At 72.2% G+C, this 19,051-nt stretch carries 15 protein-coding genes; 5 read left to right on the top strand and 10 right to left on the bottom strand.

From position 1 onward, the window contains the following. Nucleotides 1-98 precede the first annotated feature (98 nt). The 9 genes from FHX75_RS26735 to FHX75_RS26695 form a co-directional block, all read right to left on the bottom strand. On the bottom strand, nucleotides 99-1,328 hold the full coding sequence (locus tag FHX75_RS26735) for a multidrug effflux MFS transporter (RefSeq protein WP_154943172.1): 1,230 nt from the start codon (nucleotides 1,326-1,328) through the stop codon (nucleotides 99-101). Nucleotides 1,329-1,551: 223 nt separating this feature from the next. Beyond that, nucleotides 1,552-2,784 carry an acyl-CoA dehydrogenase family protein gene (locus FHX75_RS26730; RefSeq protein ID WP_154943095.1) on the bottom strand — a complete coding sequence of 411 codons (1,233 nt, stop codon included), beginning with the start codon at nucleotides 2,782-2,784 and terminating at the stop codon, nucleotides 1,552-1,554. After that, nucleotides 2,784-3,812 (bottom strand): phosphotransferase family protein, encoded by a 1,029-nt coding sequence (locus tag FHX75_RS26725; RefSeq protein WP_154943094.1) that lies wholly within the window; start codon nucleotides 3,810-3,812, stop codon nucleotides 2,784-2,786. The genes FHX75_RS26730 and FHX75_RS26725 overlap by 1 nt, the downstream gene beginning before the upstream one ends. Next, nucleotides 3,809-4,261 carry a MaoC family dehydratase gene (locus FHX75_RS26720; RefSeq protein ID WP_154943093.1) on the bottom strand — a complete coding sequence of 151 codons (453 nt, stop codon included), beginning with the start codon at nucleotides 4,259-4,261 and terminating at the stop codon, nucleotides 3,809-3,811. Before FHX75_RS26720 ends, FHX75_RS26725 begins: the two co-directional genes overlap by 4 nt. Nucleotides 4,262-4,278: 17 nt before the next feature. Then, the gene (fabG, locus tag FHX75_RS26715) at nucleotides 4,279-5,034 is read right to left on the bottom strand and encodes a 3-oxoacyl-ACP reductase FabG (RefSeq protein ID WP_154943092.1); all 756 of its coding nucleotides are present in this window, start codon (nucleotides 5,032-5,034) and stop codon (nucleotides 4,279-4,281) included. Further along, the gene (locus FHX75_RS26710; protein ID WP_211364593.1) at nucleotides 5,031-5,744 is read right to left on the bottom strand and encodes an HAD family hydrolase; all 714 of its coding nucleotides are present in this window, start codon (nucleotides 5,742-5,744) and stop codon (nucleotides 5,031-5,033) included. Before FHX75_RS26710 ends, fabG begins: the two co-directional genes overlap by 4 nt. Further along, complete coding sequence (locus FHX75_RS31305; RefSeq protein ID WP_154943090.1) at nucleotides 5,741-6,724, bottom strand: NADPH:quinone oxidoreductase family protein; 984 nt, start codon at nucleotides 6,722-6,724, stop codon at nucleotides 5,741-5,743. The genes FHX75_RS26710 and FHX75_RS31305 overlap by 4 nt, the downstream gene beginning before the upstream one ends. Next, nucleotides 6,721-7,503, bottom strand: coding sequence for an SDR family oxidoreductase (locus FHX75_RS26700; protein WP_154943089.1), 783 nt, complete (start codon nucleotides 7,501-7,503; stop codon nucleotides 6,721-6,723). The genes FHX75_RS31305 and FHX75_RS26700 overlap by 4 nt, the downstream gene beginning before the upstream one ends. Next, a complete protein-coding gene (locus tag FHX75_RS26695) occupies nucleotides 7,503-8,273 on the bottom strand; it encodes an SDR family oxidoreductase (RefSeq protein WP_154943088.1) in 771 nt (256 codons plus the stop codon). Before FHX75_RS26695 ends, FHX75_RS26700 begins: the two co-directional genes overlap by 1 nt. Nucleotides 8,274-8,452: 179 nt before the next feature. Here FHX75_RS26695 and FHX75_RS26690 point away from each other — a divergent pair, with 179 nt between their 5' ends. Continuing rightward, nucleotides 8,453-9,049 (top strand): TetR-type transcription factor C-terminal domain-containing protein, encoded by a 597-nt coding sequence (locus FHX75_RS26690; RefSeq protein ID WP_246158664.1) that lies wholly within the window; start codon nucleotides 8,453-8,455, stop codon nucleotides 9,047-9,049. A gap of 289 nt (nucleotides 9,050-9,338) precedes the next feature. Beyond that, a complete protein-coding gene (locus tag FHX75_RS26685) occupies nucleotides 9,339-9,881 on the top strand; it encodes an MmyB family transcriptional regulator (protein WP_246158662.1) in 543 nt (180 codons plus the stop codon). Between the two features lie 31 nt (nucleotides 9,882-9,912). On the opposite strand, the gene FHX75_RS26680 is transcribed toward FHX75_RS26685, so the two are convergent. Continuing rightward, the gene (locus FHX75_RS26680; protein ID WP_154943086.1) at nucleotides 9,913-10,389 is read right to left on the bottom strand and encodes a MarR family winged helix-turn-helix transcriptional regulator; all 477 of its coding nucleotides are present in this window, start codon (nucleotides 10,387-10,389) and stop codon (nucleotides 9,913-9,915) included. A 177-nt stretch (nucleotides 10,390-10,566) separates the two neighbouring features. Here FHX75_RS26680 and FHX75_RS26675 point away from each other — a divergent pair, with 177 nt between their 5' ends. The 3 genes from FHX75_RS26675 to FHX75_RS26665 all read left to right on the top strand — a co-directional run bounded on the left by FHX75_RS26675 (nucleotide 10,567) and on the right by FHX75_RS26665 (nucleotide 19,030). Continuing rightward, nucleotides 10,567-11,337 (top strand): SDR family NAD(P)-dependent oxidoreductase, encoded by a 771-nt coding sequence (locus FHX75_RS26675; protein WP_154943085.1) that lies wholly within the window; start codon nucleotides 10,567-10,569, stop codon nucleotides 11,335-11,337. Nucleotides 11,338-11,455: 118 nt separating this feature from the next. Then, a complete protein-coding gene (locus FHX75_RS26670; RefSeq protein WP_246158661.1) occupies nucleotides 11,456-14,614 on the top strand; it encodes a hypothetical protein in 3,159 nt (1,052 codons plus the stop codon). A gap of 123 nt (nucleotides 14,615-14,737) precedes the next feature. After that, nucleotides 14,738-19,030, top strand: coding sequence for a GH92 family glycosyl hydrolase (locus FHX75_RS26665; protein ID WP_154943083.1), 4,293 nt, complete (start codon nucleotides 14,738-14,740; stop codon nucleotides 19,028-19,030). The last annotated feature ends 21 nt before the right edge of the window (nucleotides 19,031-19,051 follow it).

Below are 19,051 nucleotides of genomic sequence, written 5' to 3'. Positions count from 1 at the left end.
GAAGCACGCCTGCCCGCGGAACCGGGTGTGAGGCCGGCAACGCTCCCGGGCACCGCCGCCCGGGCGAACCGGGTCGTCGGTGCCGGCTCACCGGGGCGTCAGTGCGCTGCCACGACCACCGCTTCCGGCGCCGGCGCCAGGTCGGCGAGCCGGGCGGGCCGCACGACGACGAGCAGCACCGCCATCGCCGCCACCATGCCACCGGCGACGACGAGGGCCATGGCCACCGCGCCGGTGCCCAGCACGCCCACCAGGGGCGCGGCCAGCGCGCCGACGCCGAACTGCACGGCGCCGAGCAGGGCGGAGGCCGTACCGGCCGCTTCCCCGTGCCGGGACAGGGCCAGGGCCGGCGCGTTCGGCATCGCCAGACCGGCCGCCGCGAGGACCACCCACAACGACACCAGCAGGCTCGGCAGCCCGCCGAGGCCGGTCGCGGCGAAGGCGAGCAGCGCCAGTCCGGCCGCGGTTCCCACGCCGAGGGCGACGACGAGGATCCGCTGCGGCGAGTGGCGGCGCAGCAGCCGCACGTTGAACTGGGTCGCCGCGATCAGTCCGACCGCGCCCGCGCCGAAGGCCAGCCCGAACTGCTGCTCGTCCAGCCCGTACTGCTGCTGCAGGACGAACGACGACCCGGCGACGTAGGCGAACAACGCCGCCATGGCCAGCCCGGCGACCAGCACCAGGCCCACGAACGTCCGGTCCCGCAGCAGCGCGCCGTACACGATCAGCGTCGCGCCCACCCCGCCGCGCCGGCGCCGCTCGGCCGGCAGCGTCTCGCGGAGGCCGAGCGCGGCGACCACGACCAGCAGCACACCGAAGGCGGCCAGGGCCACGAACACGCCACGCCAGTCGGTCCAGCGCAGCAACCCGCCACCGAGCGTCGGCGCGAGGATCGGCGCCGCGCCCATGACCAGCAGCAGCCGGGAGAGCAGCTTGGCGAAGGCCGCGCCGTCGAACAGGTCGCGCACCACGGCCATCGCGACGACCGAGGCCGCCGCCACGCCGAGGCCCTGCACCACCCGCAGGACACCGAGAACCGCGACGTTCGGTGCGACGACGCAGAGCACCGACGCCACGACGTGCAGCGCGATGCCGGCGATCAGCGGCGCGCGTCGGCCGACGGCGTCGGACAGCGGGCCGATCAGCAACTGGCCGACGGCGAGGCCCGCCAGCGTGCCGGTGAGGGTCAGTTGGACCGCCGCCGGCGTCGTCCCGAAATCGGCGACGATCGCGGGCAGCGCGGGCAGGTACATGTCGATGGTCAGCGGACCCACCGCGATCAGCGACCCGAGCACCAGGACGAGCCGCAGGCGTTGTCGGGGGGTCATCAGGCCGCCCGGTGTCAGCGGGACCGCCCGCCCCTCCGGGGCGTCGACGGTCATCGGGTCGTCTCCGATCGGCCGTCACGGAGCCGGGCCGGGTGCGGGGCAGGAGTCACACCTGAATCCAAATCCGGATCCGGTGATCTGATTCCCCATCGCCGAACAGGTAACGCAGGTCACAGCCGGGCGACAGCGGTCAACCGGCGATCCGGCAGCGGATTCCGGAGGGTCAGGCGCGGTCGGCCCGCCTCGCCGCCTGGCGCCGCAGTTCGTGGCGGGCCAGGGCGTTCTTGTGCACCTCGTCGGGTCCGTCGGCGAAGCGCAGGGTGCGGATGCGGGCGTAGGCGCCGGCCAGCGGGAAGTCCTGGGAGAGGCCGGCGGCGCCGTGCACCTGGATCGCCTTGTCCAGGATCCACTGGACGGTCGCGGGGGTGGCGATCTTGATGGCCTGGATCTCGGTGTGCGCGCCCTTGTTGCCGACGGTGTCCATCAGCCAGGCCGTCTTGAGCACCAGCAGGCGCAGCTGCTCGATCCGCACCCGGGACTCCGCGATCCAGTCGCGGATCACCCCCTGCTCGGCCAGCGGCCTGCCGAACGCGGTCCGCTGCTCGGCGCGGGCGCACATCAGCTCGACGGCCTGCTCGGCGACGCCGATGGAGCGCATGCAGTGGTGGATGCGGCCGGGGCCGAGCCGGGCCTGCGCGATCGCGAAGCCGTCGCCTTCGCCGCCGATCAGGTTCTCCACCGGCACGCGTACGTCGTGGAACTCCAGCTCGGCGTGCCCGCCGTGGTCGTGGTCGTCGTACCCGAACACCTCCATGCCCCGCTTGATCACCAGACCCGGGGTGTCCCGCGGGACCAGCACCATGGACTGCTGGCGATGCCGCTCGGCGTCCGGGTCGGTCTTGCCCATGACGATGAGGATCCGGGCGTTCGGGTTCATCGCGCCGGTGATCCACCACTTGCGGCCGTTGATCACGTACTGGTCGCCGGACCGCTCGATCCGGGTCGAGATGTTCGTGGCGTCCGAGGACGCCACCTCCGGCTCGGTCATGGCGAACGACGACCGGATCCGACCGTCCAGCAGCGGCTCCAACCACTGCTTGCGCTGCTGCTCGGTGCCGAACATCGCCAGCACCTCCATGTTGCCGGTGTCCGGGGCGGCGCAGTTCAGGGCGGCGGGCGCCAGGTGGCTACGTCCGGTGATCTCCGCCAGCGGGGCGTACTGCAGGTTGGTCAGGCCGGCTCCGTGCGTACCCGGCAGGAAGAGGTTCCACAGCCCGCGCTTCCGCGCCGCGGCGCGCATCTCCGCCAGCACCGGCACCGCGTCCCAGGCCCAGCGGTTGCCGAGCTGCCCGAGCTGCTCGTGAAAGGCGTGCTCCGCCGGGTAGACGTGGCTGTCCATGAAGTCCAGGAGGTTGTCCCGCAGCCCCTCGGTCCTCGGGTCCAGGGCGAAGTCCATCAGTGCTCCTTGAGGTAGGTCAGGCCCGCGTCGAGCAGCAGCTCGGTGACCTCGCCGAGGCGCTCGAAGCCGGAGCCGACGGTCTGGCCGCGCAGGTGCCGGTAGTGGATGCCCTCGAGGATCGCGGCCAGCTTGAAGGCCGCCAGCCCGAGGTGGAAGCCGAGGGGCGGGAGGGGGCGGGTGCTGCTCGCCGCGTACCGGTCGAGGATCTCGTCCTCGGTCAGGAAGCCGGGCGCGGAGGAGGCGTCGGCGACGGCCACCCCGACGAGCCGCCCGAGGCGCTGGTAGAGCACCAGCAGCGCCAGGTCGGTGAGCGGATCGCCGAGGGTCGCCATCTCCCAGTCGATGACGGCCGCCAGGTGGTCGCGGTCGTCGGTGAGGACGTTGTCGAGGCGGTAGTCGCCGTGCACGATGCCGGGCGTGGACTCGCTCGGCACGCCGGACGCCAGTCGGGCGTGCAGCTCGTCGGCGGCCGGCAGGTCCCGGCAGTACGACGCGTCGAGCTGCTTCTTCCAGCGACTCACCTGCCGGGCCAGGAAGCCCTCCGGCCGGCCGAAGTCGGCCAGCCCCACGGCCACCGGGTCGACCGCGTGCAGCGCGGCCAGGGTGTCGACCAGCCGGGTCGAGATGACCCGGGTCCGTTCCGCGCCGAGCCGCTCGAGCTCGGCCGCGTGCCGGTACGCCGTACCGTCGACCCGCTCCATCACGTAGAACGGGGCGCCCAGCACGTCGGCGTCGGAACAGAGCGCGTACGTCCTCGGCACCGGCACGTCGGTCGGCCAGAGCGCGGACATGACCCGGTACTCCCGGCTCATGTCGTGCGCGGTGGCCAGCACGTGCCCCAGCGGCGGTCGCCGGACGATCCAGGTCCGCCGCCCGTCACCGACCTCGTAGGTGAGGTTGGACTTGCCGCCGGCCACCAGCCGGGCCGTCAGCTCCCCGGCCGCCTCGGGAATCGAGGCGGCGAACCAGTCGGTGAGTCGGGCCAGGTCGAGGCCCGGCGGGTCGGGCCGCTCGGCGGCGGTCACGGCACCAGGATGCTGACGGTCTCGACCACGCACGCCGGCTTCCCGGCGCCGGCCAGCTCGACGGTCACCTTCGCCGTGAGCTGGTAGCCACCGCCGCCCGGCACCAACGACAGCAGCTCCACTCCGGCCCGCACCCGGGAGTCGACGGGGACCGGGGAGGGGAAGCGGAGCTTGTTGGCGCCGTAGTTCACGCCCATGCTGAGCCCCTCGACCTTGTACACCTGCCAGACCAGCATCGGTACCAGCGACAAGGTCAGGTATCCGTGCGCGATGGTGCTGCCGAACGGACCGTGCGCCGCCTTCGCGGGGTCGACGTGGATCCACTGGCGGTCGCCCGTCGCCTCGGCGAAGGCGTCGATCTGCTGCTGCGTGACGGTGTGCCAGTCGGAGTAGCCGAGGTGGGTGCCGACCGCCTGCTCCAGCTCCGCGATGCCGTGGAAGACCTTCATCATCTCTCCTTTCCCGGTCAGGCCTTCGGCCCGCCGGCGACGTACAGCACCTGGCCGGACACGAAACCGGCTCCCTCGCTGGCGAAGAACGACACGGCGTGCGCGATGTCCTCCGGCGTGCCGGTACGGGCGACGGGGATCTGCGCCGCGGCGGCCTTCTTGAAGTCCTCGAAGGACATGCCGACCCGCGCCGCGGTGGCGGCGGTCATCTCGGTCTCGATGAAGCCGGGGGCGATCGCGTTCGCCGTGACGCCGAACTTGCCGAGTTCCAGGGCGAGCGTCTTGGTGAAGCCCTGCAGTCCGGCCTTGGCGGCCGCGTAGTTGGCCTGACCCCGGTTGCCCAGGGCCGAGGTGCTGGACAGGTTGACGATCCGCCCCCAACCGGCCTTGGTCATGTAGCCCTGCACGGCGCGGCTCATCAGGAACGAGCCACGCAGGTGCACGTTCAGGACCGCGTCCCAGTCGTCGACGGTCATCTTGAACAGCAGGTTGTCGCGGGTGATGCCGGCGTTGTTGACCAGCACGGTCGGCTCGCCCAGCTCCTCGGCGATCCGGTCCACGGCGGCCTGCACCGCCTGCTCGTCGGCGACGTTGGCGCCGACGGCCAGGGCCCGGCCGCCGCCGGCCTGGATCTCCTCGACGACCGGCTTGCCCGCCGCCTCGTCCAGGTCGACGACGGCGACGGCGAAGCCGTCCCGGGCAAGGCGCGTGGCGACGGCGGCGCCGATGCCACGGGCGGCTCCGGTGACGACTGCGGTACGGGTGACGGTCATGGGGTCAACTCCTCGGTGCGGGCGGGTTGTGGCAGGTCGGCTCCGGGCCGCGGCCGTGGGAGGCCGGTACGGCAGGCGGGAAGCAGCTCGGCGATCGCGGCCCGCGTGGTGTCGGCGTCGGTGTGCAGCAGCGCCCGCATGCCGACCGCGCGGGCGCCGAGCACGTTCGGTTCGGCGTCGTCGACGAAGAGCACCCGGTCGGCCGGCAGCCCGAGCCGCTCCAGGGTGAGCGCGTAGATCGGGGCAAGCGGCTTGCGCAGGCCGACCTCGCCGGAGATGACGACGGGATCGAAGAGCCCGTCGATCAGCTCGCGCGGGTACGTGTTGCCCCAACTGTTGGAGAGCACCCCGACGCGCAGGCCGGCGTCGCGCAACTGCCGGGCCAGGTCGAACATCGCCGGGTCGGGGCGCATCCCGGCGAAGAGCCGGGCCAGGACGCCGACCGGATCGACCGCACGCCCGTCGAGCGTGGTGAGCTCGGCGGCGAGCAGCGCGTCGAACTCGTCGACGCCCAGCGCCCCGGTCTCCAGGCGGTGGACGGGGGTGCCGTCCGGGGCGGCGCGGGACAGCCAGGCCTTGAGCGTGCGCGAGAACGACGCCGGGTCGATGCCGTCGGCGTGCAGCCACGCGGCGATCGAGTCCCGGACCGGTCCGGTGAGTACGCCGCCGTAGTCGAAGACCACGGCGTCCACCTGGTTCGCGGTGCTCACGAGACGTACACCACCCGGCCGACGGTGACGCCGTCGGCGAGTTCCTGCACCCCGTCGGCCACCTCGTCGAGCGCGAGGCGTTGGCTGACCAGGGGCCGTACGGCGCCCTGGGCGGCCAACGCGGTGAGGGCCCGATGGCATTCGGCGACGGCCGCCGGGTCGTAGCGGTGGTACAGACCCCAGTGCAGGCCGACGATCGAGTAGTTCTTCACCAGGGCGTGGTTGAGCGCGGCGGACTGGATCCGACCGCCGGCGAAGCCGACCACGAGGATCCGGCCCTCGAAGGCGACGCACTTGGTCGAACGCTGGTAGGTCTCACCGCCGACCGGGTCGTAGACGACGTCGGCGCCCCGACCCCCGGTCTCGGCCTTGACCACCTCGACGAAGTCCTCTTCCCGGCGGTCCACGACCACGTCGGCGCCGAGCGCCCGGGCCACCGCCGCCTTCTCCGGACCGCCCACGACGCCGATCACCCGGGCGCCGGCCGCCTTGCCCAACTGGACGGCGGCGCTGCCGACGCCGCCGGCCGCGGCGTGCACCAGCAGCGTCTCGCCCGCGCGCAGCCCGGCCCGCCGGTGCAGGCCGAACCAGCCCGTCTGGTACCCGATGTAGAGCGAGGCCGCCTCGGCGTCGTCGAGCTCGGCGGGCGCGGGGAAGGTGGCCGCCGCAGCCAGCAGCGCGAACTCCGCGAACCCGCCGTACGGCAGCGTCGCGCCGCCGAGCACCCGGTCGCCGACGGCGAACCCGTCGACACCTTCGCCGAGCGCGACGACCTCGCCACACAGCTCGACCCCCGGGGTGAACGGAAGCTCCGGCTTGACCTGGTACTCGCCCCGGCACATCAGGACGTCCGGGAAGTTGGCCGGAGCGGCTAGCACCCGCACCACGAGCTGCCCGGGGCCCGGCTCCGGCTCGGCCACGTCGACGAGCCGCAGCACGTCGCGGGGCTCACCGAGGTCGGCGACCCGCCATGCCCTCATCGGGCCGCCCCCTGGTCCTCGAGTCGACGCTGGAGCTTGTTCATGCCGTTGAGCCAGCGGTCCGTGTCGGTGGCGCGGTGCGCGTAGTAGGTGGCGACCCGGGGATGCGGCAGGACGAGGAACCGGTCGTCGTGGAGGGCCTGCCACGTCGCCTCGGCAACGTCCTCGGGGGTGATCGCCGCGTCGTGGCTGAGCAACTCCTGCAACGGCCCGGCGTTGTCGAGCATCCGGGTCCGCACCCCCTGCGGGCAGATCGCCTGCACCACGACGCCACGGTGCCGGTAGGTCAACGACAGCCACTCGGCGAACGCCACGCAGGCGTGCTTGCTGACCGAATACGTCGGGCTCCCGATCATCGTGAGCAGCCCCGCCGCCGACGCGGTCACCACGAACCGACCCGAGCCGCGCTCGACCCAGCCGGGGACCAGCAGTCGCGCGGCCCGTACGTGGGCCATGACGTTCACCTCGTGGCTGGCGGCCCAGTCCTCCTCGGTGGCCGACAGCCCGTTGCCGCGGTCGATTCCGGCGTTCGCGATCCAGACGTCGATGCTGCCCAGGTGGGCTCGGGCCGCCTCGACCAGCGCCGCGACCCCCTCCTCGCTGGCGGCGTCGCCGGGGGCGGGCCGGCCACCGATCTCCTCGGCCACCCGGACGGCCGCCTCGGCGTCGAGGTCGTTGACGACGACCCGCGCGCCCTCAGCGGCGAGTCGGGTGGCCAGCGCGCGGCCGATGCCGTGGCCGGCGCCGGTGACGACGACGCCCTTGTCCTGTACCGGCATCAGACACCTCCGGTCAGGGTGACGCCGCCGTCGACCACCAGCAGCTGGCCGGTCATCCAGGCGGCGTCCGCGGAGAGCAGGAACGCGACGACGCTTCCGATGTCGTCGGGGACGCCGAGCCGCTTGAGCGGGTACGCCGCGGCCACCTGCTCCTCCCGACCCTCGTACAGGGCGGTGGCGAACTTCGTCTTCACCACGGCCGGGGCCACCGCGTTCACCCGGATGTCCGGGCCGAGCTCGACGGCGAGCTGTTGGGTGAGGTGGGTGAGCATCGCCTTGCTGGCCCCGTAGAAGCCGATGCCGGGCGCGGGCCGGAGGCCGGCCACCGAGGAGACGTTGACCACGGCGCCGCCGTGCTCCTTCATCCAGCCCCGATAGGCCTGCTGCACCCAGGACAGGGCGGCGAGGCAGTTCACCTCGAAGATCTTGCGGGCCGCGGCCAGGTCCAGCTCGACCATCGGGCCGTACGTCGGGTTGATGCCGGTGTTGTTGACCAGCAGATCGACGCCGCCGAAGGTGTCGACCGCGCGCGCGACGACCTCGGCCTGGTGGTCGGCGTCGTCGGCGTGGCCGGCGATGCCGAGCGCGTGCTCCGGGCCCAGCTGGGCGACGGCCTGGTCGAGCGCCTCCTGCTTACGGGCGGTGATGACGACCCTGGCGCCCTCGGCGACCAGCCGCTCGGCGATCGCCAGGCCGATGCCCCGGCTGGCACCGGTCACGATCGCCGTTCGTCCGGTGAATCTGGTGGACGGCGCTGCAGCTTGGGACACGGGCCTCCCCTTCAGGGTTACTAAGCGCTTGCTTACGTTAGGCTCGATGAAGTGTGCGACGCCGCAGCGGCTGCCGTCAACAGGTCCGGCCCGGTGGTCGACATCCGGCCGGCCCACCGGGCGTCGTGGTATCAATGCCGGCCAGGAAGAAGGCAGGCAGAAGGAAGGATGGACGCGGGTTGACCTACACCGCCGATCACTCTCGCGCCGACGCGACCCGCGCCCGGCTGCTCGAGGCGGCCGTCGACGCGTTCGCCGAGCGAGGCTTCCACGGCACGACGACACGCGACATCGCCGCCGCGGCCGGGCTGAGCCCGGCCGCGCTCTACGTGCACCACAAATCCAAGGAGGAGCTGCTCTACCTGATCGCACGATCAGGACACGACCACGTGCTGCGCCTCGTGCAGGAGGCGATCGCGTCGTCCGACGACCCGGCCACGGCGCTGCGGCGGGCGGTCCACGACTTCGTCGTCTCGCACGCCCGCGACCACACCCGCACCCGGGTCGTGAACTACGAGCTTGCCGCCCTGAGCCCCGAGCATCTCGCCGAGATCCGTGCCGTGCGCCACCGGATCGAGCAGGCGTTCCGCCAGCTCGTGGAGGCGGGCGTCGCCGCCGGTGTCTTCGACACCCCGGATCCGCGAATCGCAGGTGCGGCCCTGCTGTCCCTCGGCGTCGACCTCGGCCGGTGGTACCGCGACGACGGCGGCTGGAGCCCCGAGTACATCGCCACCCAGTACGCCGAGATGGCGCTCCGCATCGTCGGCGCCCGCTGAGGGGCACGTCTCGCGGTCGGCCCGAGCCGTCACCACTGTCCCGCCGGGCGTGGGGCGCACCCGCCCGACAGCCAGCAAACCAGGAGCGAGGGCGACCAGGGACAGCCTGTCGTTCCAGGTACTGCCAGAACCTCCCCGGCCGGCCCGGGCGGACGTAGCGTCGAGGACGTGGACAGCCGAACCGAGATCCGCGACTTCCTGACCACCCGCCGGGCCAGGATCACGTCCGAGCACCACACCCGGCACGGCCCGGGCCCGTCGCCGGCCGACCCAGCAGGTGCGGCCGGGGGTGCAGCGCATCCTGGACGCGATGACGCTGGCGCCGGCGTACGTGCGCAACGGGCGGCTCGACGTGCTGGCCGCGAACCAGCTGGGCCGGGCGGTCTTCGCGCCGCTCTTCGACGCCTCGACGCGGACGCCGAACATCGCCCGGTTCATCTTCCTCGACCCCGCCGCCCAGGACTTCTACGTCGAGTGGGAAAGGTTGGCCGGCGACACGGTGGCGCTGCTGCGGGCGGAGGCCGGCCGTGACCCGTACGACCGGGTGCTGTCGGACCTGGTCGGGGAACTCTCGACCCGCAGCGACGTCTTCCGCACCTGGTGGGCGGCGCACAACGTGCGCCAGCACCGCAGCGGCACCAAGCACCTGCACCACCCGGTGGTCGGGGACCTGACGCTGGAATTCGAGTCGATGGACCTCACCGCCGACACGGGTCTGCGGCTCAACGCCTACAGCGCCGAGCCGGGCTCGCCGTCGCAGGAAGCGCTCAACCTGCTCGCCAGCTGGACGGCCGCGCCGCACGCCCGGTCCGCCACCCGCCAGGGCGACTGACCCGGCGCAGGGAGCGCAGCCGCCCGTCGGCTCAGCCGCCCACCTTCCCCAGGGCCTCGGCGAGCTGCTTGAGGTCGAGGCCCGCCAGGTGGTCGAGGAAGTGCCGGCGTACGGCGGCCAGGTTGGTGGGCCAGGCCTGCGCCAGGCGGGCGAGGCCGGCGTCGGTGAGGACGGCGTTCCAGCCGCGGGCGTCCTGCGCACACCTGACCCGCTGGACGTACCCCTGCCGTTCCAGCCGCTGCACGACGCGGCTCATGCCGCTGAGCGACATCTCGCAGGCGGCGGCGAGTTCACTCATGCGCAGTCGCCGGGCGGGCGCCTCCGAGAGATGCATCAGGGTCTCGTACTCGATGCTGGGCAGTCCCTGCTCGCGTACGAGGTCGGCGTCGATGGCGCGGGGTAGGGCGTGAATGATCCGCGGGAGGGCCCGGACAACGGCCTCTTCGTCCGCGTTGAGCGGTTGCGGCCCTTCCGGGGCCCGTGGCGGCTTCGGTGTGACGGTGGACATGCCCCCACTATACTTGCTTGACGAAGCAATTACACGAGCTATGGTTGGCTCCGCGAAGCAAGCACAGGTCGTGGCCTGGAGCGAGGCCCTGAAGCCGCTGCGCACCAAGTGATCAACCGCACGACCGACAGCCGTCGCTACCGGAACTGAACTTCGAATGGTGAAAGGGACAGGACAATGCGTGGACTCACAGGCAAGGTCGCCCTCGTCGCCGGTGCGGCACCGGGCAACATCGGCGGCGCGACCGCGATCCGGCTCGCCGAGGAAGGCATGCTGGTCGTCGCGGCGGATCTGAACCAGGCCGCCGCCCAGACCGTGGTCGACGAGATCACCGCTGCCGGCGGAACAGCCGTGGCGCGGAGCTTCGACATCACCGACGGGCAGTCCTACCGGGAGCTGATCAACTTTACGGTCGACCGGTTCGGCGGCCTGCACGGCCTGTTCAACGTGGCCGCGGATCTCTCGCCACAGAACGTGGGACGGGACACCGACGTCATGTCGGTACCGGACGACGTCTGGCAGCACACCATCGACGTCACCCTCACCGGATACATGCACGGCATCCACGACGCGCTGCCGATCATGATCAAGCAGGGCGGCGGCTCGATCGTCAACACCATGTCGAGTGCCGTCTGGATGGGCGAGAGCGACCACGTCGCCTACCAGGCGGCCAAGAGCGGACTGATCGGCCTCACCCGGCACACCGCGACGGTCGGCGGCAAGCACGGCGTACGCACCAACCTGGTGTCGCCGGGCGTGATCCTCACCGGCGCGGCGCTCAAGACCACCACGGCCGAATTCCGGGAGCAGATTCTCGCGTCGGTTCGTTCGCCGAGGCTGGGCAGGCCGGAGGACCTCGCCGCGATGGTGGCCTTTCTCTTCTCCGACGACGCCGCCTACATCAACGGCCAGTCGCTGCTGGTCGACGGCGGCGCCAACTTCACCTGATCCCCTCGGCCCGCCGGCGCGTGCCCGATCCGGGCGCGCGCCGACGTGCATCTGCCGCCGGGCAGCCGCACCCCTTCGGTCCTGTCCAACAGGTCAACCCCACCCCTACTATCCGAGCGTGATTCACGTTGCCCCGGTCCGGCGCCCGTACCCGCTGCTCGCCGCCGCGATCGTCCTGGTGTTGCTCGGCGCGGGCGTGGCCTGGGGCGTCGGGGACGCGCTCGGGCTGAGCCACACCCCCGCCGCCGTGCCGCGCGAGGACGTCGCCGCCGCGCCGCAGCGGGTGGCCGCACCGGCGCCGCCGCTGGCGTCCATGGTCGTGCCGGACGAGCCGCGCACCATCAAGGCCGCGGCCGCGGTCGCCGACGCGCTCGTCTCCCGCGGCCTGCCCCGCCCGGTCGTCAACCCGCCGGGCCGCACGCCACCGGCCAGGACGACGACCACCGCGCAGCCTGCCGCCGGTACGCCGAGCACGGCCGGACCGGCCACGGGCACCCGGCCGGCCGGCGCGGCCGGTATCTCCGCGCCCTCGGCCCCGGCGGGCACGGCGGTGACCACGCTGCGGGCGGGCGTGCTCGCCACCCTGGCCACGGCGCCGGAGTCCTACCGGCTCAGCGTGCGCGGGACCGAGCTGGCCGTCGACGGAGGCGACGTCGCGGGCACCGCGGCCGGGCTGTACCGGCTCGCCGACCGGATCCGCTCCGGCGCCGAGGCGCTGCCGCCCGCCGAGGCGGGCCAGGTGATCACGCCCCGGCTCGGCCTGCGGCTGACCGACGCCGGCTCGGTGGGCCGCGAGCCCGACCCGGCCGCCTTCGCCGCCGGCGACGATTACAACCTGAACGCCGACGTGGTCGGGCAGGCGCTGCTGCCGCGGGCACCGTGGGTGGACGCGGACGCGGTGGCCCGCATCGACGCGCAGTTCCGGCAGTTCGTCGACCACTCCGTGGCGCAGGGCTACAACGCGGTCGTCCTGCCCGGCTTCCTGGAGTACGTCACCTTCGCCAAGGTCGGTGACGGGCACGCGGTGTATCCGGCCGGCGACACGCACGTCGAACGCGCGCAGGCGATGGTCGCGGCGTTCGGCCCGGTCTTCCGGTACGCCGAGGAGATGGGCGTGAAGGTCTTCATGCTCACCGACATGCTCGCGGTGTCGCCGCCGCTGGAGGCGTACCTGACGCGGACCGTCGGCGGGCTCGACGTGGCCGACCCCCGGCTGTGGGCCGTCTACCAGGCCGGGCTGACCGAGCTGTTCGAGAACATGCCGTTCGTCGACGGCCTGATGGTCCGCATCGGCGAGGGCGGCGAGGTGTACGCCGAGGACGGCTGGGACTACTCGTCGAAGCTCGCCGTCACCACCGACGCGTCCGTGCGGGCGATGCTGCGGGCGCTGCTGGACACCGCCGGGACGGCCGGCAAGGAGGTCATCTTCCGCACCTGGACCGTCGGCGTCGGCGCCGTCGGTGACCTGCACACCAACCCCGAGTCGTACGCGCAGGTGCTGGGTGGGTTCGACGACTCGCACCTGATCGTCTCCACCAAGTACACCCTCGGCGACTTCTACAGTCACCTGCCGCTGAACACCACCCTGCTGGCCGGCGAGCACCGCCGCATCGTGGAGTTCCAGGCCCGGCGCGAGTTCGAGGCGTTCGGCTCGCTCCCCAACGACCTCGGCCCGCTGCACCGCCAGGCGCTGCGCGAGTTCCTCGCCGCCAACCCGAGGGTCGAGGGCGTCTGGAACTGGACCCAGGACGGCGGCCCGCTGCGCGCCGGTCCGATGTCGCTCTACCTGCGCACCGGATTCTGGCAGCTGTACGACCTGAACACGTACGCCGTCGCCCGGTTGGCCTGGGATCCGGACGCCGATCCGGCCCAGGTCACGGCGGACTGGGCGTACCGCACGTTCTCCGCCGACCCGGCCACCGTCGGCGCGATCGGACAGGCCATGGCGCTGTCCCGGCAGGCGGTCACCAAGGGCCTCTACATCGGGCCGTACGCCGACAAGTCGGTGCGGGCGCTCGGGCTGGAACCCCCGCCGATGATGTGGATCTTCGAGTGGGACATCCCGACCGGCGACTCCGCCGCGCTCGACAGCATCTACGCGGTCACCGGCGGCCGCGTCGACGCGGCGATCGACGAGGGCGAGCAGGCCGTCGCGCTGGCCCGGCGGATGCGCGATCTGGTCGCCGCCACCGACCCGGCGACCTGGCGGGACGCCGGGCTGCGCGAGCACTTCACCAGCACCCTCGACTACCAGGTGAACCTCTTCGAGACGCTGGGCGCCTACCGGACCATGGTGCTGCGGCACGCGCAGTGGCTGGACACCGGCTCGGCGGCCGCCTACGACGGCTGGCGGCTGGCCGAGACGGCGTACCGCGACGCGCGCGACGCGCACCGGCAGCGCTACGGCACCGACCTGGACCTGCCCGCGTACAACTTCACCGCCGCCGACCTGGGGGCGCAACGCGCGGACCGGGACCCGGCCATGGCCTGGGCGGCCCGCGGGCTGCTCGGGCTGATCCTGGTGGTGGTGCTGCTCGGCGTGCGCGGGCGCGGATTCGGCGGCGCCGCCGCGCGGGGACTGCTGCTCGGCGCGGTCCGGCCGTGGCGGGTCGCCGCCCTGCCGGCGCCGCGGTCGCGGTCAGACCGGGTGCTGGTGTGGCTGGTCCCGGCCGTGGTGCTGGTGGCGAGCCGGCTCGTGTTCACCTGGTTCGCCGCCCCCGCGCACCTGCTGGTCACCCTGGGCGGGTGGGCGCTCTTCGCCCTGGTCGTACGCCTCGTCGTCGGCCGGCGGGATCCGTTCCACCTGTGGGCCGTGGTCGGCGGCGTCGCGCTGCTGCGCAGCGTGCTGCTGCTGGCGGCGCTCGCCGGGCGCGGGCCGGGGAAGTACTGGTTCGCCTTCTGGACCGCGCCCACCCTGCGCACGGTCTACGTCACCGTCGCGTTCGCGGCGTTCTGCTGGCTCTTCGTGGCCACCGCCGTGGTGCTGCGCGACCGGTACGGTCTGCGGCGCAGCAGCGCCGTCGGGCTGACCCTGACCGCCGCGGGTGTCCCGCTCGGGTTGCTGTCCGGCCTGATCGCGGCGGTCGGCCTTGAGCGCGCGCTGACGGTGTGGAACGACCAGATGGCGCTGCTGCCGTGGGGCCTGTCCCGCATCCTCGGCATCACCGTCTACCTGGGCATTCCCGCCGGCCTCCCGGGGTACGCCGCCGTGGCCGGCGCCGCCCTGACCGCCGCCGGTCTGCTGCTGTCGGTCGGCCGCGGCCCGCGGACAGCCTGACCGACTCGCGCCGGGACTTTTGTTAGGGCTCTTGACAGTCTTGTCATGCGCCACGAACGCTGGCGAAATCTCCAACCGGGTGCGCGACCGTCGCATTCGGCCGTCCCCTCTGGAGGTTTCCGCATGAGGCGTAGTAGACGCAGGTTCCTGTTGCCGGTCGTGGTGATGGTGAGCCTCGCGGTTCCCGCCGTACCGCCGCCCGCGCTGGCGGCCGAACCGCCCGCCACCGACTTCTCCACCTCGCTGGAGGCCGGCGATCCCCAGCCGACCTGGATCAACACCACCGAGACCGACGCCGGCGGCGCCGAGAAGACCTCAGGGGTGACCGGCAGCCCGGTCAAGGGAATCCCCGGCAACCTGGCCGGCCGGATCACCGAGGTCACCGCCAACGCGGAGAACCCGCCCAGCGAGACCGCGGACCGGGTCATCGACGGCAATGTCAGCACGAAGTGGCTGGCCTTCACGCCGACCGGCTGGGTCCGGGTCCGACTCGACGCCCCGGTCGCCGTCGTGCACTACGCGCTGACCTCCGCCAACGACGCGCCGGAACGCGACCCGAAGGACTGGACCCTGCAGGGCTCCGCCGACGGGGAGAACTGGACCACCCTGGACACCCGGACCGGACAGCAGTTCACCGAGCGCTTCCAGACCAAGGAGTACCGGTTCGACAACGCCACCGCGTATCCCTACTACCGGCTCAACGTCACCGCGATCGTCGGGGGCGGCATCACCCAGCTCGCCGAGCTTCAGCTCTCCAACGGCGACACCACTCCCCCGCCGCCCAGCAACATGCGCACCATGAGCAGCGGCGGCCCGGTCAACGGCCCGACCATGAAGCCGAACGTCGGCTGGACCGGGGTCCGCGCGCTGCAGTACTCCGGCGGGCAGACCGTCAGCGGGCGGGGGTACGCGTACAACAAGGTCTTCGACGTCGACCTCACGGTGACCGACCGGACCGAGCTGTCGTACGTCATCTTCCCGGAGCTGAGCGGGCAGGACCTGGACTACCCGAGCACCTACGCGGCGGTGGACCTGGCCTTCGACGACGGCACCTACCTCAGCGAGCTGGGTGCGGTGGACCAGCACGGCTTCGGGCTGAGCCCGCAGGCGCAGGGTGAGTCCAAGTCGCTCTACGCCGACCAGTGGAACCTCAAGCGGTCCCGGATCGGCGCGGTCGCCGCCGGCAAGCGCGTCGACCGCGTCCTGCTGGCCTACGACAGCACCACCGGGACCGGCCTGTTCAACGGCTGGGTCGACGACATCCGGATCACCGGCAACCCGGCCGAGGTGGCCAAGCCGCGCCCCTCCGACCACGTGCTCACCACCCGCGGCACCAACTCCAGCGGCAGCTTCTCCCGGGGCAACAACATCCCGGCGACCGCGGTGCCGCACGGCTTCAACTTCTGGACCCCGATGACCAACGCGGGCTCCATCAGCTGGCTGTACGACTACCAGAGCCGCAACACCGCCACCAACCGCCCGGCCCTGCAGGCGTTCACCGTCAGCCACGAACCGAGCCCGTGGATGGGTGACCGGCAGACGTTCCAGGTGATGCCGTCACCGGCCACCGGGGTGCCCGCCGCCGGCCGGTCCGCCCGGGCGCTGCCGTTCGGCCACGAGAACGAGGTGGCGAAGGCGCACTACTACGGCGTCACCTTCGACAACGGCCTCAAGACGGAGCTGGCACCGACCGACCACGCCGCGCTGTTCCGGTTCACCTTCACCGGCGACCAGGGCAACCTGATCTTCGACAACGTCAACAACAACGGCGGCCTCACCCTCGGCGCCGACGGCGTGGTCAGCGGCTACTCGGACGTGCGCAGCGGGCTGTCCAACGGCGCCGGCCGGATGTTCGTCTACGGCGTCGTCGACGCCCCGGTCACCGCCAGCGGCCGGCTCACCGGCGGCGGTGGGGCCAACGTCACCGGCTACCTGGCCTTCGACACCCGGCAGGCCAAGACGGTCGAGTTGCGGATCGCCACCTCGCTCATCTCGGTGGAGCAGGCCCGGCGCAATCTCGAGAACGAGATCGGCCGGGACGACACCCTCGAGACCGTCCGCGAGCGCGCGCAGCGGCTTTGGGACGACAAGCTGCGGGTGATCGAGGTCGAGGGGGCCACCGAGGACCAGCTCACCACCCTGTACTCCAACCTCTACCGGCTCTCGCTCTACCCCAACTCCGCGCACGAGAACGTGGGCACGCCGGAGGCGCCGGTCTGGAAGCACGCGGTGCAGTCGACCACGTCGAGCACGATCCCGGCCGGTACCACCCCCACCCGGACCGGCGCCCCGGTCGTGGACGGCAAGGTGTACGTCAACAACGGCTTCTGGGACACGTACCGCACCACCTGGTCGGCGTACACGCTGCTCGACCCGGACACCGCCGGCGAACTGGTCGACGGGTTCGTGCAGCAGTACAAGGACGGCGGCTGGGTGTCGCGCTGGTCGTCGCCCGGGTACGCGAACCTGATGACCGGCACCAGCTCGGACGTGTCGTTCGCCGACGCGTACGTCAAGGGCGTGCGCGACTTCGACGTCAAGGCCGCGTACGAGGCGGCGGTGAAGAACGCCACGGTCAGCCCGCCGGGCAGCAACCCCAACAACACCAGCGTCGGGCGTAAGGGACTCCAGACGTCGATCTTCCAGGGGTACACCGCGTCGGACGTACCCGAAGGGGTCTCCTGGGCGCTGGAGGGCTACATCAACGACTTCGGCATCGCGAACATGGGCGCGGCGCTCGCCGACGACCCCGCCACCCCGGAGGCCGACCGGGCCCGCTACCGCGAGGAGTCGGAGTACTTCCGCAACCGGGCACAGAACTACGTGCACATGTTCGACCCGCATGTGGACTTCTTCCAGGGTCGGGACGCCGCCGGGAAGTGGAAGTCCACCCCGGCGGAGTACGACCCGCGGGTCTGGGGCCACGAGCACGACTACACCGAGACCAACGGTTGGAACTTCGCGTTCCACGTCCCGCAGGACGGCCAGGGCCTGGCCAACCTGTACGGCGGTCGGCAGCAGATGGCCGACAAGCTGGACGAGTTCTTCCGCACCCCGGAGACGGCGAAGTTCCCGGGCTCCTACGGCGGCACCATCCACGAGATGATCGAGGCGCGGGACGTCCGGATGGGCATGTGGGGCTTCAGCAACCAGGTGGCCCACCACATCCCGTGGATGTACACGTACGCGGGGCAGCCGGCGAAGACGCAGGCCAAGGTCCGGGAGGCGCTGTCGCGGATGTACCTCGGCAGCGAGATCGGCCAGGGCTACGCCGGCGACGAGGACAACGGCGAGACCTCCGCCTGGTACCTCTTCAGCGCGCTCGGCTTCTACCCTCTCCAGGTGGGCAGCGCGGACTACGTGATCGGTTCACCGCTGTTCCGCAAGGCGACGGTGCACCTGCCCAACGGCCGGCAGATCGTCGTCAACGCACCCGGGAACAACGCCCGCAACGTCTACGTGCAGGGGTTGAAGGTCGACGGGCAGACCCACCGGAAGTCCTCGATCTCGCACGGCGAGCTGGCCGACGGCGCGGTGCTGGACTTCGAGATGGGCGAGTACCCGTCGTCCTGGGCCACCGCGGCCGAAGACCTGCCGACCTCGCTCACCAAACCGGGCCCGGTCGCCCGGCCGCTGGCGGACATCACCGTCACCGGCGGGGCCGCCGGGCTGAGGGACGACAGCTCGGGTACCACCGTCGCGGTCGACGGCCCGGTGCAGTGGAAGGTCTCCGGCCCCCCGGAGCAGGTCACCCACTACACGCTCACCTCCGGCAAGGTCGCCGGAGACCTGCACGGCTGGCAGCTCAAGGGGTCGTACGACGGTCGTAACTGGACGGTGCTCGACGACCGGTCCGGGGAGTCGTTCCCCTGGCGGTCGCAGACCCGGTCGTTCCAGGTCGACCAGCCCGGCCGGTACGCCCACTACCGGCTGGAGGTGACCGCCGCCGACCCGGCCGCCGCGCTCGCGGAGGTGGAGCTGCTGGCGAAGCCGTCGCCGGCCTGCACCTCGACGATCACCGGCCGGCGGGACGCCGCGCTGACCGTCACGTCCGGCGTGACATGCCTGACCGGCGCGACGATCAACGGGACGGTGACCGTACAGCCCGGTGCCGCGCTGTACGTGCGGGGCGGCGTGCTCTCCGGCGGGGTGTCGGCCAGCGGTGCCGACGCGGTGGTGCTGCACGGCGTGACCGTGCGGGGTGGCGTCACCGTGGCCGGTACCACCGGCGAGGCCGCCATCGAGGGCAGTCAGGTCGCCGGCGCGGTCGGCCTCATCGGCAACGCGGATCCGGTGCTCGCCGCCAGCACGGTCACCGGCGCGCTGTCCTGCGCCGACAACGTCCCGGCACCCCGGGACAACGGGCTGCCCAGTACGGTCACCGGTGGCTCCTCGGGACAGTGCGCCCCGCGCTGACCGGCGACATCGGGGCGCCCG

It is taken from the genome of Micromonospora palomenae, from assembly GCF_007829925.1.
Lineage (GTDB): Bacteria > Actinomycetota > Actinomycetes > Mycobacteriales > Micromonosporaceae > Micromonospora > Micromonospora purpureochromogenes.
This window is presented reverse-complemented; position numbering and strand designations above follow the sequence as displayed.

Bases quoted from the DNA above. Each gene is read 5' to 3' on its own strand.
- FHX75_RS26735 (WP_154943172.1), bottom strand. From the start codon at position 1,328: ATGACCCCCCGACAACGCCTGCGGCTCGTCCTGGTGCTCGGGTCGCTG.
- FHX75_RS26730 (WP_154943095.1), bottom strand. From the start codon at position 2,784: ATGGACTTCGCCCTGGACCCGAGGACCGAGGGGCTGCGGGACAACCTC.
- FHX75_RS26720 (WP_154943093.1), bottom strand. From the start codon at position 4,261: ATGAAGGTCTTCCACGGCATCGCGGAGCTGGAGCAGGCGGTCGGCACC.
- fabG (WP_154943092.1), bottom strand. From the start codon at position 5,034: ATGACCGTCACCCGTACCGCAGTCGTCACCGGAGCCGCCCGTGGCATC.
- FHX75_RS31305 (WP_154943090.1), bottom strand. From the start codon at position 6,724: ATGAGGGCATGGCGGGTCGCCGACCTCGGTGAGCCCCGCGACGTGCTG.
- FHX75_RS26700 (WP_154943089.1), bottom strand. From the start codon at position 7,503: ATGCCGGTACAGGACAAGGGCGTCGTCGTCACCGGCGCCGGCCACGGC.
- FHX75_RS26680 (WP_154943086.1), bottom strand. From the start codon at position 10,389: ATGTCCACCGTCACACCGAAGCCGCCACGGGCCCCGGAAGGGCCGCAA.
- FHX75_RS26675 (WP_154943085.1), top strand. From the start codon at position 10,567: ATGCGTGGACTCACAGGCAAGGTCGCCCTCGTCGCCGGTGCGGCACCG.
- FHX75_RS26665 (WP_154943083.1), top strand. From the start codon at position 14,738: ATGAGGCGTAGTAGACGCAGGTTCCTGTTGCCGGTCGTGGTGATGGTG.